Below are 15,978 nucleotides of genomic sequence, written 5' to 3'. Positions count from 1 at the left end.
CTCACGGCCAATACTGTCGATAAAATCCCGCACCTGTTCCGTATAGTCACGATCCTCTTCAAGAATATGATGCAACAGCCACTTCTCCAGCACCTGCAATAACGGCTCGGCCACGGCCTCCCCTTCTTCATGGCGACGCATCAGGGATTCGATGTGGAAGGTGAACTTGCGATGCAGGTGATGGTGGTTATCCAGGTCTTCATAACCGGCCCGCTCCATAAGCGCTTCCTCGAAACTGAAATGGGACTCGGTGTAGTCCACCAGATCATAGAGGACCCGGGCCACGCCCAGCTGGGCATCCGGCTGACCTGCCAGGCGGTCAAGATCGTTGATGTAGTCGACGATACGCCGATGCTGCTGGTCGATCAGCAGGATTCCCAGTTCGTAATCCGGGCTCCATACGATGCGCATGATCCGTCTCCGGTATGTGATGCGGGGTATTTACGCTAGCAGGGGGAGGGTTAGAAGATTTAGATATAGATCAATGTTTGTGCTGTGCCGGGGAACCGGATCGCTCCCTGGCAGGGCACCCTACAGACGGTGAGGGGTAAAAGCTGGATAATGGCGCTCCAACGCCCGCCATTTCTCAAACCCGGTAGCCCCGCCATGGAAATCAACGTCAACTTCCTCGATAACCTTCGCCTGGAAGCCAAGTTCGACGACTTCACCGTCATCACCGACCAGCCCATCCGCTACAAGGGTGATGGCTCGGCACCCAGCCCGTTTGACTATTTCCTGGCGTCGTCGGCCATGTGTGCGGCCTATTTCGTGAAGGTGTACTGCAAGGCCCGGGATATCCCCACGGACAATATCCGCCTGTCGCAGAACAATATCGTCGATCCGGAAAACCGCTATAACCAGATCTTCCGCATTCAGGTGGAGCTGCCGGAGGATATTTCCGAGAAGGACCGGCAGGGGATTCTGCGTTCCATTGATCGCTGCACGGTGAAGAAGGTGATCCAGACCGGGCCGGAATTCCAGATCGAGGAAGTGGACAACCTGGACGAGGACGCCCAGGCCCTGTTGATGGTGAAACCGGACGAGGAACACCGCACCTTTATCGAGGGCAAGGATCTGCCGCTGGAGCAGACCATCGCCAACATGAGCGCCATCCTCGAAGAGCTGGGCATGAAGATCGAGATCGCCTCCTGGCGCAACATTGTTCCCCATGTCTGGTCCCTGCATATCCGCGATGCGGCCTCGCCCATGTGCTTTACCAACGGCAAGGGTGCCACCAAGGAAGCGGCCCTGTGTTCGGCGCTTGGCGAGTTTATCGAGCGACTCAACTGCAACTTCTTCTACAACGACCAGTTCTTCGGTGAAGAGATTGCCGACAGCGACTTCGTGCATTATCCCAACGAGAAGTGGTTCAAACCCGGCCCCAACGATGCGCTGCCGGCGGGGATTCTGGATGACTACTGCCTGGGCATCTACAACCCGGACGGCGAGCTGGGTGGCTCCAACCTGATTGACACCAACTCCGGCCGGGTGGACCGGGGCATCTGCGCGCTGCCTTTTACACGCCACTCAGATGGCGAGACGGTGTACTTCCCCTCCAACCTGATCGAAAACCTGTTTCTGAGTAACGGCATGAGTGCCGGCAATACCCTGGCCGAAGCCCAGGTGCAGTGCCTGTCGGAAATCTTCGAGCGGGCGGTGAAGAAGCACATTATCGAGGAAGAAATCACCCTGCCGGATGTGCCCGACGCAGTGCTGGCCAAATACCCGGCGATTGTGGAGGGTATCCAGGCTCTGGAAGAGCAGGGCTTCCCGGTGCTGGTGAAGGATGCCTCCCTGGGCGGCCAGTTCCCGGTCATGTGCGTGACCCTGATGAACCCGCGTACCGGCGGCGTGTTTGCCTCCTTCGGCGCCCACCCGAGTTTCGAGGTGGCACTGGAACGCAGCCTCACCGAGCTCCTTCAGGGCCGCAGTTTCGAAGGGTTAAACGATGTACCACCGCCCACCTTCAACAGCCAGGAAGTCACCGAGCCCAACAACTTCGTGGAGCACTTTATTGATTCCACCGGGGTGGTGAGCTGGCGCTTCTTCAGCGCCCAGGCGGACGAAGAATTTTGCGAGTGGGATTTTTCCGGAACGAATGACGAAGAAGCGGCGCGACTGTTCGCCATTCTCGACGATCTGGAAAAAGAAGCCTATGTGGCGGTGTACGACCAACTGGGCGCGCCGGCCTGCCGGATTCTGGTGCCGGACTTTTCCGAGGTCTACCCGGTGGAAGACCTGATCTGGGACAACACCAACATGGCGCTGGATTACCGGGAAGACATTCTCAACCTGCACCGCCTCAACGACGACCAGCTCAGCCAGCTGGCTGGGCGTCTGGAAGAAAGCCAGATCGACAACTACACGGACATCATTACCCTGATCGGCATCGAGTTCGACGAGAACACCGTGTGGGGCCAGCTCACCGTGCTGGAACTGAAGCTGTTGATCAACCTGGCGCTACAGCGTCATGAAGAAGCGCTGGAACTGGTGGACATGTTCCTGCAGTTCAACGACAACACGGTGGTACGCGGGCTGTTCTACCAGGCCATGCGGGCGGTGCTGGAAATCACCCTGGATGACGAACTGGAACTGGAAGACTATCTGCGAAACTTCCAGCGCATGTTCGGGGAGAACACCATGGAAGCGGTGGTGGGCTCAGTGAATGGCACGGTCCGTTTTCATGGCCTGACGCCCACCAATATGCAGCTGGAAGGGCTGGAAAAGCACCAGCGTCTTATTGAAAGCTACAAGAAGCTGCATGCGGCGAGGGCAGCCAAGGCTGGGCTGGCGTAACCAGCCCCTATAACTATTGCTGTAGGAGCTATGCTTGAGAAGGGTTCACCATCAAGCATAGCTCCTACAGTTGATTAGCCCTCAGGTATCACCTCGATCACTACCTTTCCGCGACACCGGCCAGTGCGACTCCGATCATAGGCTTCCTGGCTCTCTGCCAGAGAAAAAACGCTGTCGATAATGGGACGCAGTTTGCCGCTTTCCACCAGCTCTGACAGGGTCTCCAGATCCCTCTTCCAGGATTCCACCACCACGGTGCCGCAATGCTTGCCGAACACCCGATAGAAAGGCGTCACCAACATGGAGCGGGCGTCACCGCCGGTGGAGATGAACCAGCCATCGTCGCCAATCAATTCGTCACAGCTTAGCGGCGATTCGTAGGAGGTGACGTCGAAGACCAGGTCGAAGGAGCCTGCGGTTTTGCGGTAGTCCCCCTGGGTGTAATCGATAATCTCGTCGGCACCCAGTTCCCGAACAAAGTCCGCGTTGCGACCGCTGCAGACACCAGTGACATTCAGCCCCATGGCCTTGGCAATCTGTACCGCAAAGGTGCCGACACCGCCAGACGCACCAATGATCAACACCGTCTTGCCGGCTTCCGCCTTGCCCTTTTTCAAACCTTGCAGGGCCGTCTGGGCGGCCAGTGGCATGGAGGCCGCCTGCTGAAACGTGAGCGACGGCGGTTTTTTGGCGATGCGCTTCTGGTCGATACGGGTCCGTTCTGCCAGAGACGCGGTGCGCGGGCGCATATCCATACCGTAGACCGCATCGCCAATCTCGAAGTCTCGCACCTTGCTACCCTTGTCGATGATCACGCCGGCCAGATCATCGCCGAAGAAAGGCGGCAGCTTGCTCACCAGCAGGGGCGTAAACGCCACCGCCGCATGATAGTTCAGCTTCCAGTCCTTGGGATTCACGGACGCCGCGTGCACCTGCACCAACACATCATTGGGCCCCAGGCGGGTAGGCGCGGGGATATTTTCCAGGACCAGCTTGGCGGACAGGCCCCAGCCTGATGTGGTGACGGCTTTCATGGATTCGGCTCCGTAATGAAATCAGCGAATCCAAGCTTAACAAAGGGGGGCGTGAAGAGAGCGGTCAGATGGCGCCAAGGGAGGTGAGGTTTGTGTCAATTACAGCGGCAAGCTTCAAGCCACAAGCTGCAACGCGAACCACGGCTTCAAATGTTGAAAGGGTTGAGCCGCGCCGGTTACTACCAGCGCGGGGCGCGACGTACAGGAAACCCAAAACCCTATCCCGTGTTGTAGCTTGTGGCTTGTAGCTTGTCCCTCAGCCCGGATCCACCTTTCCACGCAGGGATTTCGTCTTGCCGCGTTTGGTCTTGCTGTCCATGCGTCGACGCTTGCTGCCCAGGGTAGGGCGGGTGGCCTTGCGGGGCTTCTGCTCCACGGTCACGCTCTTGATCAACTGGGCGAGCCGGGCCAGGGCGTTTTCCTTGTTCATTTCCTGGGTGCGGAACTGCTGGGCCTTGATCACCACCACCCCGTCGCTGGTGATGCGCTGGTCGCTGAGCGCCAGTAAGCGCTCCTTGTAGCGATCGGGCAGGGATGAGGCGCGAATGTCGAAACGCAAGTGGATAGCGGAGGCGACCTTGTTCACATTCTGGCCACCGCTGCCCTGGGCGCGGATCGCCTGAAGCTCGATCTCATGGTCAGGAATCTGTAAATTGTTGCCTATTTCAAGCATGACGTTGGCGCTCTCCTTTCAGGCGCCAGACTAACAACAGGGAAGGAACATGACCATCATCGGGATCGATCTGGGGACCACCAACAGTGCCTGCGGGCTGTGGACGGACGACGGGGTAACACTGATCCCTAACCGGCTGGGAGAGGTACTCACCCCCTCGGTGGTGGGCGTGGACAAGAACGGCGAAATCATCGTCGGCCGTACCGCCCGCCAGCGGCTGATCAATCACAGCGACCGAACGGTGGCCACCTTCAAACGCCTGATGGGCACCGACCACAAGGTAAAGCTGGGCAAGCAGACCTTTACCGCCACCGAACTGTCCTCGCTGGTGCTCCGCTCACTGAAGGAAGATGCGGAAACCTTTCTCGGCGAACCCGTCACTGAAGCAGTGATCAGCGTGCCTGCCTATTTCAATGACAACCAGCGCCATGCCACCAAGCTGGCGGCGGAGCTGGCCGGGCTGAAGGTGGAGCGGCTGATCAACGAGCCCACCGCCGCCGCCATCGCCTATGGCCTGCACGAAAAGCAGGAAGGCCTGTTTCTGATTCTGGACCTGGGTGGCGGCACTTTTGATGTGTCCCTGCTGGAATTCTTTGACGGCATCATGGAAGTACACGCCAGCGCCGGCGATAACTTCCTGGGCGGCGAGGATTTTGTCGATGCGATGGTGGATGATGTGCTGCGCGAGCACCGCCTGCGCCGCGACGACCTGAAGCCCCTAACCCTGCAGAACCTTTACCTGCAGATGGAAAGTGCCAAGCGCAAACTGGGCCCCACGGACCTGGTGCTGACCCTGGACCTGGGCGAGAAGACCGTGGAGCACGTGGTCACCGCCGACTGGTTTGCCCGCATCAGCACCCCCCTGCTACTGCGCGCCAAACATCCCATCGAACGGGCCATCCGCGATGCGGGCCTGCACCCGAGCAAGATAGATGATGTGGTGCTGGTGGGCGGCTCCACCCGGCTGGCCATTTTCCGTTCCACCGTGGGCAAGATGTTCGGCCGGCTGCCGTCCTGCCATCTTGACCCGGACACTGTGGTGGCCATGGGCGCTGCCATTCAGGCCGGCTTGATGATGCGCAACGAAGCCCTGGACGACGTGGTACTCACCGACGTTTGCCCCTACACCCTGGGCACCGGCGTTATCAACGAGGACAATCCTCGTCTGGGATCCTATTTTCTGCCGATCATCGAACGCAACTGCGTGGTGCCGGTGAGTATCGTCAAGGAAATCTGCACCGCCCACGACAACCAGACCGAGCTGACCATCAAGGTCTACCAGGGTGAAAACCGGTTGGTGGAAAAGAATGTCTATCTGGGTGAGCTGAGCGTGCAGGTGCCGCCGGCACCGCGCGGCGAGGAAACCGTGGATGTGCGCTACAGCTATGACATGAACGGCCTGCTGGAAGTGGATGTAACGGTGCATTCCACTGGCAAGACCTACAACCATCTGATCGAACACACCCCCGGCGCCCTGTCCGAGGCGGATAAACAGAAGGCCCTGAGCAAGCTCAGCGAATTGAAATTCCATCCCCGTGACGGTGAAGATAACCGCGCTCTGCTGGCCCGGGGTGAGCGCCTGTATGAAAGCAGCCTGGGGGATCGCCGGGATTACATCGCCGATGTGATGAAACAGTTCGAGCGAGCACTGGAGCGGCAGAACCCGGCGGAAATCGCCAAGGTCCAGAAGCAGGTGAAGGACGTGCTGGCTCAACTGGAAAGCGAGGACTGGTTCTGATGTCTCCCTGGGACCGGCTGGAGCTTGCTCCCACCAGCGACACTCGCGCCATCAAGAAGGCCTATGCCCGCTTGCTGAAACAGCACCGCCCGGACCAGGATCCTGCGGCGTTTCAGCAACTGCACCAGGCCTACAAGACCGCGCTGCAACTGGCTGAACAACAGGCAGTGGTGACGGAAGAGATGCCACTCCCCGCACCAACTCCTGAACAAGAACCGGAGCAACTGGCGAACTGGTCCATCCAGCTGACGCCGACGGCACCGCAGCCGCCCTCCGAACCTGAAGCCACACCAGATTACCGGCCCCTGTTCCAGCGTTGTTGCCAGCTACTGGCTGAACATCACGGTGCACGCCAACCGCAGTACTGGGAATTTCTGACCCGCAGCCCGGAGTTGCTTGACGACAGCCTGCGCCATCGGCTCAGTGAGGCTTTGTTCGAAGAGATAATCAGACACCAACGCGATACAGAACAATTACGCGGCAACCTGACACCGATTGAGCCGGCGGTACTGAATTACCTGAACCGGTTGTTCGGCTGGGATTCACGACAGGACGAATTGTTATACGGCCCGGACACCGCCATCCGAGAACATCTGTTCGACCTGCTCGACAGCCATACCGCCGAGCAACCGGTTGAGCAAGGCCTGCGCGGCAGCAAAAAACTGATCCGCCAAAAGCCACAAAAACAGGGCGAAGCGCTGGATTTCTATTACTTCGGCAGCATGTTGCACCGCTGCATTGCTGTGGCCATTGATCTCTTTGCCATCGGGTATGTGGTGGATCTCCTGTTGCAATGGCCCCCGCTTGCCGCTCATCTTGATCCGGGCCGTCTGGGCGACACCCGACTACTGGCCACCTTCGCACTTTACATTCCCATCGCCGCGTTACTGGAGCATTCCCGCTGGCAGGCCACACCGGGAAAATGGCTGTTAGGCCTGCGGGTAACCGATACCAGCATGCAACCTTTGCGATGGCAGCATACGCTGATGCGGGCCGGCTGCATGCTGGGAGTACTGGCCCTGATACTGATCAATGATTTCCTGGATCCCAAAGCCGGCCTGTTATTCGCAGTGTTATTCGTGGCCAACTGCCTGATGAACGGCAATCTGATTCAGGATTTCGTCAGCCGCACCCATGTGATCAATCTGCGCCTGAGCCGCAGACGTCACCGGCAGGCCACCGCATGACCCCTTTTAGCATTCTTCAGATCGAGCCCACCGATGACAGCCGCGCCATCAAGCGCGCCTATGCCAAGCAGCTCAAGCAACACCGGCCCGATGAAGACCCGGACGGGTTTCAACGTCTTCACCAGGCCTATAAACAGGCCCTGGCAATGGCGGAGCAGGACGACCCCGGTCCGGTTTCCCCGCTTGTCATGGAAAGCCGACAGGAAGAGAGCGACCCGCCAACACCGGACGACAATGACGAAGAGATCAGCGATTTTCTACGCGCCGCCGAAGACAATCCGCCACCGCCCAATCGTGATCCTTTCGTTATCGAAGCGCCGGAAACAGACAGCCCGCCACAACCCAACCTCCGCGACGTCCATCGGCTGGAGCCTCTGCAGGAGGAACCCCCGCCACGGGTGGACCCGGTGCAGATACAGCATGAATTGCTCGCTCGCTGCGATACCTGCCTGTCGCAAACAGCCGGACTGTCAGAGCCGCAACAGTGGCAGTTTCTGGTAGCCGACCCGCTGATTCTCGACAGCGCTTTCAACCGCGACCTGGGCATGGCTGTCTTCCGCCTGATCGTGAACAAGCACCAACAAAGCGGCGTGGTACCCCACCGCCGGGTGCTGGACTATCTGAATGGCCTGTTTCACTGGACCGGACGACGGCCGGAGCTGCTTGCCGCCGCGGGGGAGGATCACAGCCAGTGGCTGTTTGCGATACTGGATGATGCGCCGCCACCGGAAACCTTGCTGCGATCCGTGCGTGGCGCACAGCCCCTTCCCCCACAGGCGCTTCAAAGCTCTGAGCAACTGGCCAGCTGGTCCACCCAGCTGACACCGGAACCCGCTCCTCTTGCTCTGGATTATGCTGGTTATGGTTTGCGCACCCTGTGTGTACTGCTGGATCTTTTCTTCGCCATGTTTGCTGTCTCCCTGTTAATCATCGGTCCCATGAAGATGCTGGGTGACGGCAGCATGGCACCGGGATTGCCCTTACTCCTCGGCACCTTGCCCGCTTACCTGCTGATGGCCCTGGTGCTGGAATGCACGCCGCTACAGGCAACCCCAGCCAAATACCTGCTGGGCTTGCGGGTGGTCAACAAGACGGGCCAAAGACTGAATCCGCTGCATAATTTATGGCGGGTAATCTCGCTGTTGTTGCTGGTGGGATTGCTCTGGAAAGTCGTCTTTCTGATCAATGCTTTTATGGGCGGGCGGCTGTTACATGACCGCCTTAGTCAGAGTTTTGTGATCCGTCCCAACGTGGCCAGCGGTTGGTGATGGCAAGAAGCCGTCCGGGTGGACGGCTTCCTGCTGGCCGGGTGCTACCGGAGGCTGCTTGTATGCAGCCAGGGAGGGTACGACTCAGTTCTTCACATCCCGGTCATAGTTCAGCCGCTTGGCTGCATCCAGGGTCAACAACTGCATGAAGGCCTTTGTTTCGGAATCCGAGCCGGTGGGCGTATTACCGTCTCCACCGCCAAAGACATACTGCGGAACCTTGCGTTGGGCGAAGGCCTCTGCCCAGATTTTCTGGATCTCGATTTCCGCATCGAGCTTCTGGGCCAGGGCGTTATCCGCCTGCAGCACTGCTTTCTTCTGATAGGCCTCCGCATCGGCCAGGGTACGACGGGTTTCCGCTTCGATGCGCGCTTTCTCCAGGTTGACCTGGGCGGTCTGTTTGTCGATTTCCGCCTGTTCCTGTTTTTTCTGCGCTTCGGTAATGGCCAGCTGTTTCTCGGTCTCTGCTTCCGTGGTGCGCTGGATCTGATCCACCTTCGCCTTGGCCTGACGCTCGGCCACTTCCCGCTCACCCCGGGCAATGGCCAGCAGTCGCTGCTCTTCTTCCTGGACCCGTTGTTCCCGGGCAATGGCCCGATCCGCAGAGGCTTTCTGCTTGAGCTGCATGCGCTCTACGAAGCGCTGGTTCGGGTCCATCTGGGTGATACGGGCTTCCACCACAGACACGCCGTAATCGATAAAGCGCTGGGATTTGCGCCGCGGAATGCCGGTATCGTCCAGCATTTTGCGGACTACGAAGACCACCTTGGAATCATCACCGTAGTCCTGCTGCTGGGTTCCCATGGCAACATTGGCGCTGCCTCTCACATCACCCACTCTCTTTTCGCTGATCTCTTCCCGGCGAACAATGTAGATGCCATTGATCATCTGGTTCTCGAATTCGGTATTGAATTCGGTGCGCCCCCCGGAGTAGTACTCCTCGGCACTCATTAACGACGCATTGGCCTGCAGGGTTTCCTTGAAAGCGGGAATCAGGGCGGTGCGCAGGAGGTTTTCCGGGTTACGGTATTCGTGGGCCAGCTGCAGAAAGCTGTCCTTGTCCGTGGGGATGGTAAAACGCACCGTGGCCTGTGCATTGGCGTCTACCTGATCCAGGAACATGATGTTCTGGGGCGGCAAGGCGGCAGAGGTTTCCGAGCTTTCCACTTCCACATAGGCCAGGTCTTCCGTACCGCCTTTCACTGCCTGCACCGTCAGCGCCCGTTTCCAGGAATTCCAGCGACCGAAGAAAAAGAACTGGTAGCCCACATCTGATACCACCTGTTCCTGACCAGTGATGGTGCGCACGTGATACACATAGCCGGGCTCGGCATAGAAAATGGATTTGTTGGCAACCACCACCAGTACCAGTACACCGATCACGGCCCCTACCAGCTTTGGCACGGGCAGGGCGCCCTTGAGCTTGTCCTTGAGCATGAATTTTCCCCCAGAGAGTCAATGTGAAAGGGGAATATTTTAGAGGGCGATCCGGGAAAGGATAGTGGGCAATGTCTTACATTTGGGATCTTTCGGATCGCAGGGGTAAGCGTGCAGGACAGGGAGCAAGAGCCCCAGGAGCGGGTGCGAGTCTCGAGTTGCGAAACCCCTGACTTGCTGGCTTTTCGCAACTCGTACCTCGTTACTCTCGACTCACCCCACAGGCACCGCAAAGTGGATCATCACATGCACCTGAAGCTCACCGACCAGGAAGCCGAGTAGCGCGCCCACGGTAATCAGTATCCATTCGTCCTGCTGGAAAGCCGGCCTGAGTAACCCTTCGAATTCCTCCTCGGTGAGTTCCTGCATTTTGGTCACAAGCAGGTTTTTCAGATCCATGGCTTCTTCGGCGTAGGCCTCCATGTGGGTGAGGGTTTCCGGCAGATGCTGCATGACCTTCTCGGATACGGAGCGCTTCATTTCCTGGTACCGGGTGCTGCCCACGGCGAACACCACCAGCGGCTTGGCCAGGCCCGCCTGTTCATCCATGGTGCGCTGTACCTGTTTCTGTACCAGCCCGAACAGCCGGTCAGACATGGGCCCGGTGAGGATGGCGCCGATCACCGCCGCCGGGGTGACGATCTCCGTGGCCACCAGCTCCCCGTAGCGTGCCGCTACCTGTTTGCGGCGGCGCAGGAACAGGCCCTGCCATTCGAACAGCCCCAGGTAACGCACCGGCTGTTTCGGGTTGAAGATCATCTTCAGCGCCAGCCAGTCGGTGAACCAGCCGGTGAACAGCCCGAACAGCGGAATCACCCAGATGTTGTGGGTCATGGCCCAGACGATGGCCTGAACGATACCAATGGCAAAGCCGAAGTAGATGCCGGAGTTGCGGATGAACTTGAACTCCACATGGCCGGCTTCCAGGAACACCCGGTTGAGCAACTCCTTGTCACGGACCAGTGCACTGGTGACCAGATCCTTGAGATCGAACACCCGGGTGATATTGCTTTTGATGTCCGTCATGATCTGTTCGACCATGTGCGGCGCTTCATTCTGAATGCGCTGGATAATCAGATTTTTCACTGATTCGGGAGCAGACTCCCACAGGCCAGGCTGGTATTCGGCAGCCACCTCGCGGGTGATGTCTTCCACGGAACGGATCAGCGGTTCGCGGATTTCCTTTACCACCCGCTGCGGATCCAGCTTGTCGAATACATCCTCGGGTTTAAGCAACCGCTCCATCATCAGGTCACAGGCAATACTGGCCATGGTGGCGGCCTTGCGCGGCACAATGCCCTGCCAGCCCAGGAACGGCCTCCAACCCACAAACCTCAGTGGTTTGAACATCATCTTGATGGCCACCACCTTGGTGTAATAACCAATGGCAGCTGCCACAAACGGCATGGCCAGATAGAGCAGCCAGTTGGCCTGAATATCCGCCAGAATCAGATTGATATCGGTAATCACAGGCTTACTCCTCAGTCACTGCCGCTTCGCTCAACAGTGCCCACACCTTGTCGCCCACCGGGCTCATGTGGAGGGTTTCGCGACGGACTTTCAGTTTTGGGGAGTGCGCTTTGAGCGCCTCTTCCGCCTTGCGGTAATCGCTGTCGCCTTCGAGCAACTCGTAATCCATGCGCCGCTCTTCGCTGAACCCGGACGCGACCACCAGGCCGCGAGCAAACAGGCGGTTCAGGTAGAAGGCAATGAAATCCGTGCACTGAATGCCTGCGGCCCGCCCGATATTGGAGTGGCGGTGCAAGACTTCACCCCGTGACAGACGCCCGCCGGTGAAAAGAGTCAGCATGGGAAAACCGCTACCATCAGACAGGGCGGCCAACAGGCGGGCTTCATCGGCGGTAGTCCCCGACAGTACCTGGCTGACCAGCATGGCACGGGCCTGCTCCTGGCTCTGCTCCATGGACACTTCCAGCAATTGCTGAAAGCTGTCTGCTGGGCCGCCCAGACTACCGGGAGATTCCAGCCCTTCCAGGCGGTGCTTGAGCCCCTGCAGAACATCCTGTTCTACCTGATGGAGGCGTTCATCGGCACGCTGTACCGGCGGCAACTGATACAGCAAATGCTGTATTCGCGCCCGCAGGGCAGCGGGCGAGAGTGGAGAATCAGACACGGTTGTTTCCTGTTCTTATTGTGGTTTCGGGTCTTTGGCGTTTACCGGTGTTTCATCGATATCATCGGGCCGGGCAAGATCGGCTAAACAAAGACCACTTTATTATCGAGTGTGCGCGGTTTTCATTTTTGTGCAAGTTACCGTGCGTATGTTTTCCGCAACCCCCAGCCCCGATTGGCGTTATGGCCTCTCACGCAAGGCCAGTACCCGCTCGCGCAAATCATCCGCGCGTACCTGTTCCGGAGCCACCGCGTCCCCTACCGCCAGTTTGATCCGCGACCAGAATCGTCGCGGCAGCCGGGTCAGGGCTTTGCCGCCCTTGTGGCTGAAGAAGCTTCCCCAAAGACCTGACAGGGCCATGGGAACCACCGGTACCGGATAATCGGCGACGATCTTTTCGATGCCGGCGCGGAATTCAGCCACCTCGCCATCGTCGGTGAGTTTGCCTTCCGGGAAAATGCACACCACTTCACCAGCCTCCAGTTCCTCGCGTATACGCACAAAGGCCCGTTCATAGATTGCCGGGTTACGAACCTTTGAGTCGATGGGGATGGTCTTGCCGGTACGGAAAATATAGTTGAGCATCGGCATGTCATAGATAGGCTTGAACATGACAAAACGCACCGGTCGGCGGATGGCCCCGGCCAGCAGCAGGGCATCCACATAGCTCACGTGGTTGCATACCAGCATGCAGGGCCCCTCATCGGGAATATGTTCCATACCATCGTGCTTCACCCGGTACATGGTGTGGGTCAGCATCCATACCAGCAGGCGAATAAGGAATTCCGGCACCACTGTATAGATGTAGCTGGCCACCAGCACATTTGCCAGCGCCAGGGCCAGGAAGAACTGCGGCACAGTCAATTCCAGCAGGCCCACCAGCACGATGCCAGCCACCGCCGAACCCACCATCAACAGGGCATTGAGAATGTTGTTGGCGGCAATGATCCGCGACAGGTGTTTGGGGTTACTGCGGTGTTGGATGAAGGCGAACAGCGGCACGATATAAAAGCCGCCAAACACGCCGATACCGAGCAGATCCATCAATACCCGATAACCACCGGCCTGCTGCAGGAAGCCGGCGATATCCACCTGGCCATTGCCTTCCAGCCCGGCATAGGAGAAGAACAGATCCACCCCGAATACGCTCAGGCCAATGGAACCCAGCGGTACCAGTCCCAGTTCCACCCGCTTGCCGGAGAGTTTTTCACAGAGGAATGAGCCCAGGCCGATGCCGATGGAGAAAGTGCCCAACAGCACGGCGTAAAGACCATCGGTGCCCAGCAGGTAGTCATCCACGTAGACCTTGAGCTGAGTGGTATAGGCAGCACCCAGAAACCAGAACCAGGAGATACCCAACACGCACATCCATACGGATTTCACCTCCCGGGCATAGCCGACGATGTGCCAGGTTTCCTTCCACAGGTTCCAGTTCAACTTCAGCCCATCATCCGCCGCTGGCGCGGAGGGAATACCGCGAGCCGCCAGGTAACCGAGCAATGCCAGCCCTACGACAGCGATAGCCACCACGCCATCGCCCACGCCATCCATTTTCAGCAGCACACCGGAAATGGAACCCAGCAGAATCGCCAAAAAGGTACCCATTTCCACCAGCGCATTACCGGATACCAGTTCCTTGTCGTCCAGCTGCTGGGGAATGATGGAATACTTGATCGGGCCGAAGAAGGTGGACTGCAGGCCCATACAGAACAACACGCCAAGCAGGAAATACACCGCATCGAAGAAGAAGCCCACGGCAGCGGCGGACATGATGCAGACTTCCACAAACTTGATCTTGCGCACCAGCGACGCCTTGTCGTACTTGTCCGCCACCTGGCCGGCCAGGGCCGAAAACAGGAAGAAGGGCAGGATAAACAAGGCCAGGGCCACGTTGTTAAGGGTGTTGACGCTGACGGCGGTGACCGCCCCGGAGGCAATCAAAAGAATCAGCGCCTGGCGGAACACGTTGTCGTTGAAAGCCCCGAGGAACTGGGTAAAGAAGAAAGGCCCGAAGCGGCGTGACGCCAGCAGAGAGAACAACCCTTTTTTCATTTTTCCGCCTTACAGTTCATGTTTAGGGTTGGGTGAGTGGCAAGTTACAAGTTGCAAGTTCCAACGCGGGCAAGGCCTGTGATTCACGGAGCGTCTCAACCCGCGCTGACGATGTTTACTGCGCGGGCACAGCCCTTGAAAGCACAAGGAATCATTCCGCACCTTGCGGCTTTCAAACTGTAACTTGCATCTTTCCCCAGCTATTCAAGTAATGCTCCAGCAACGAATCGAGCATGGCCTGCTCATCCACATCCCCGGCCACATCCAGTTTGTTTTCCGCCGCCAGTACCGCGATGCCGTGGACGCTGCTCCACAGGGTGCGGGCAGCCAGGTGGATGGCGCTGTCTGACTGGCCTTTCGCCAGCCGCGCCATCTGGCGCTCCACCCGGGCAAACAATCTGGCAGTGCGCTGCTGATACCAGTCGGGTACTGGCGCAGACTTCTGCATGCGATGCATGAATACCATCTGCCACAGGGCGGTCTGTTCCCGAGCCAGGGCCAGGTAAGCGCTGGCCATATGGTGCAGGGCCTGTTGTGGCGAGCCTGTGTTAACGGTTTCAATCTCTGCCAACAACGCATCCAGGGTAGCGGCATTGGCATGCAGAATCAGATCATCCAGGTTGGCGAACACATGATAGAGCATACCCGGGGTGTAACGGATTTGCTCCGCCACCTTGCGCACACTGAGTTTCGCCAGCCCCTGTTCCGCCACCAGTTCGCGTACCGCATGGACGGCCAGCGCCTGCAGTTCCTCACGGCTGTGTTGGTTACGACGTGCCACCTGCTATTCCTTTTTGCTGATACCGTTTCTCTTGTAGTCCCAATGAATCCCTACAAGAAAGTCGATTTTCACCACAGATATCACTGAGAAAACGCTTTACCCCGGTGAACTCTGTGATCTCGGTGATAAATCATTCCCTGTGGGGCAGTCATTTGCTCCCACATACAAAAAATCTGATTCAGGACGATTGCAACCTTGCCAAAATCGCCCGGGCCCGCTCGGTCTGGCTGTCACCGATGCCGGCATCGGCCATACGCTTGTCCAGGCTATCCATCTTGCTGTCGCCGGTCTGCCAGTCGCAGTGGATCTCACTGTGCCACAACAAACGACATTCTTCCTGCCGTTGCTGGATATGCTGCAGGGTCTGTTTACTGTCGCTAAGCCGTTCGGCAAGACCGCGGCCCTGCGCTTCCCGATTCCGGCTTTGCCCGAACAGGGCTTCCTGGCTTCTGGCCAGCGACTGTTCATGGCGCAGGGTTTTCAACTGGTCCGCCGCCTGCTGGATGAAACGTTGGTATTCCGCTTCCTGCTGGTTCAGCGCGATGCCCTGTTGTTCCAGTCGCGCCTGTTGCTGTTCCAGATCCGCCAGTCGCTTACCAATATCCAGAGCCAACGTTTCCTCACTGGCGGCCAGGGCCTGACGGGCCCCATTTTCGTAGTAGCGTATCTGACCGGCCAGCTCGTCACTGCGACGGCGGTTTAGTTTTTGCTCTGCCATCAGCCGCGCCAGTTGCCGACGGGCATCGCGCAGGGATTGTTCGGTTTCATAGAGCTGCTGGTCGAGCAGCAGCATGTCGTTGGCATTGACGATCTGTTCCATGCTGACACGGGCCTGGCCGCGCATCAGGGTTTTCAGTCTGTTCCAGGCAGTGGCCATG

Annotated in this window: 13 protein-coding genes; 4 read left to right on the top strand and 9 right to left on the bottom strand. The window is 58.4% G+C overall.

What is annotated here, in order from left to right; all coding sequences use genetic code 11:
* Window positions 1-411: bacteriohemerythrin (locus HUJ17_RS10175; RefSeq protein ID WP_290510588.1), on the bottom strand; the 411-nt coding region annotated here is incomplete at its 3' end.
* A gap of 195 nt (window positions 412-606) precedes the next feature.
* Here HUJ17_RS10175 and HUJ17_RS10170 point away from each other — a divergent pair.
* Window positions 607-2,796 carry an OsmC domain/YcaO domain-containing protein gene (locus HUJ17_RS10170; RefSeq protein WP_290510589.1) on the top strand — a complete coding sequence of 730 codons (2,190 nt, stop codon included), beginning with the start codon at window positions 607-609 and terminating at the stop codon, window positions 2,794-2,796.
* A 74-nt stretch (window positions 2,797-2,870) separates the two neighbouring features.
* Here the strand turns inward: HUJ17_RS10170 and HUJ17_RS10165 are convergent, their stop codons facing one another.
* Both HUJ17_RS10165 and arfB read right to left on the bottom strand, forming a co-directional pair.
* Window positions 2,871-3,830: an NAD(P)-dependent alcohol dehydrogenase gene (locus HUJ17_RS10165; RefSeq protein ID WP_290510587.1), complete on the bottom strand. Its 960-nt coding sequence runs from the start codon at window positions 3,828-3,830 to the stop codon at window positions 2,871-2,873.
* A gap of 256 nt (window positions 3,831-4,086) precedes the next feature.
* Window positions 4,087-4,503 (bottom strand): alternative ribosome rescue aminoacyl-tRNA hydrolase ArfB, encoded by a 417-nt coding sequence (gene arfB / locus HUJ17_RS10160; protein ID WP_290510586.1) that lies wholly within the window; start codon window positions 4,501-4,503, stop codon window positions 4,087-4,089.
* A gap of 49 nt (window positions 4,504-4,552) precedes the next feature.
* On the opposite strand from arfB, the gene HUJ17_RS10155 reads away from it, so the two are divergent.
* Genes HUJ17_RS10155 through HUJ17_RS10145 form a run of 3 tightly spaced genes read left to right on the top strand, consistent with a single transcriptional unit; the run spans window position 4,553 to window position 8,696 of the window.
* Complete coding sequence (locus HUJ17_RS10155) at window positions 4,553-6,241, top strand: molecular chaperone HscC (RefSeq protein ID WP_290510585.1); 1,689 nt, start codon at window positions 4,553-4,555, stop codon at window positions 6,239-6,241.
* Window positions 6,241-7,428, top strand: coding sequence for an RDD family protein (locus HUJ17_RS10150; protein ID WP_290510584.1), 1,188 nt, complete (start codon window positions 6,241-6,243; stop codon window positions 7,426-7,428). The genes HUJ17_RS10155 and HUJ17_RS10150 overlap by 1 nt, the downstream gene beginning before the upstream one ends.
* Window positions 7,425-8,696, top strand: a complete 1,272-nt coding sequence (locus HUJ17_RS10145) for an RDD family protein (protein WP_290510583.1) — start codon at window positions 7,425-7,427, stop codon at window positions 8,694-8,696. Before HUJ17_RS10150 ends, HUJ17_RS10145 begins: the two co-directional genes overlap by 4 nt.
* An 84-nt stretch (window positions 8,697-8,780) precedes the next feature.
* On the opposite strand, the gene HUJ17_RS10140 is transcribed toward HUJ17_RS10145, so the two are convergent.
* The 6 genes from HUJ17_RS10140 to HUJ17_RS10115 all read right to left on the bottom strand — a co-directional run.
* Window positions 8,781-10,133 carry an SPFH domain-containing protein gene (locus HUJ17_RS10140; protein WP_290510582.1) on the bottom strand — a complete coding sequence of 451 codons (1,353 nt, stop codon included), beginning with the start codon at window positions 10,131-10,133 and terminating at the stop codon, window positions 8,781-8,783.
* Window positions 10,134-10,346: 213 nt separating this feature from the next.
* Window positions 10,347-11,603, bottom strand: a complete 1,257-nt coding sequence (locus HUJ17_RS10135) for a DUF445 domain-containing protein (RefSeq protein WP_290510581.1) — start codon at window positions 11,601-11,603, stop codon at window positions 10,347-10,349.
* 4 nt (window positions 11,604-11,607) lie between these two features.
* On the bottom strand, window positions 11,608-12,267 hold the full coding sequence (locus tag HUJ17_RS10130; protein ID WP_290510580.1) for a hypothetical protein: 660 nt from the start codon (window positions 12,265-12,267) through the stop codon (window positions 11,608-11,610).
* A 180-nt stretch (window positions 12,268-12,447) separates the two neighbouring features.
* Window positions 12,448-14,319 carry an MFS transporter gene (locus HUJ17_RS10125; RefSeq protein ID WP_290510579.1) on the bottom strand — a complete coding sequence of 624 codons (1,872 nt, stop codon included), beginning with the start codon at window positions 14,317-14,319 and terminating at the stop codon, window positions 12,448-12,450.
* 172 nt (window positions 14,320-14,491) lie between these two features.
* Window positions 14,492-15,100 carry a TetR/AcrR family transcriptional regulator gene (locus HUJ17_RS10120; RefSeq protein WP_290510578.1) on the bottom strand — a complete coding sequence of 203 codons (609 nt, stop codon included), beginning with the start codon at window positions 15,098-15,100 and terminating at the stop codon, window positions 14,492-14,494.
* Window positions 15,101-15,278: 178 nt separating this feature from the next.
* On the bottom strand, window positions 15,279-15,978 hold a 700-nt coding region (locus HUJ17_RS10115), incomplete at its 5' end, for a PspA/IM30 family protein (protein WP_290510577.1).

It is taken from the genome of Alcanivorax sp. (genome assembly GCF_014762765.1).
In the GTDB taxonomy this organism is placed as follows: domain Bacteria; phylum Pseudomonadota; class Gammaproteobacteria; order Pseudomonadales; family Alcanivoracaceae; genus Alcanivorax.
Note: the sequence above shows the minus strand (reverse complement) of the source record. Positions and strands in the feature narration are given on the sequence as shown.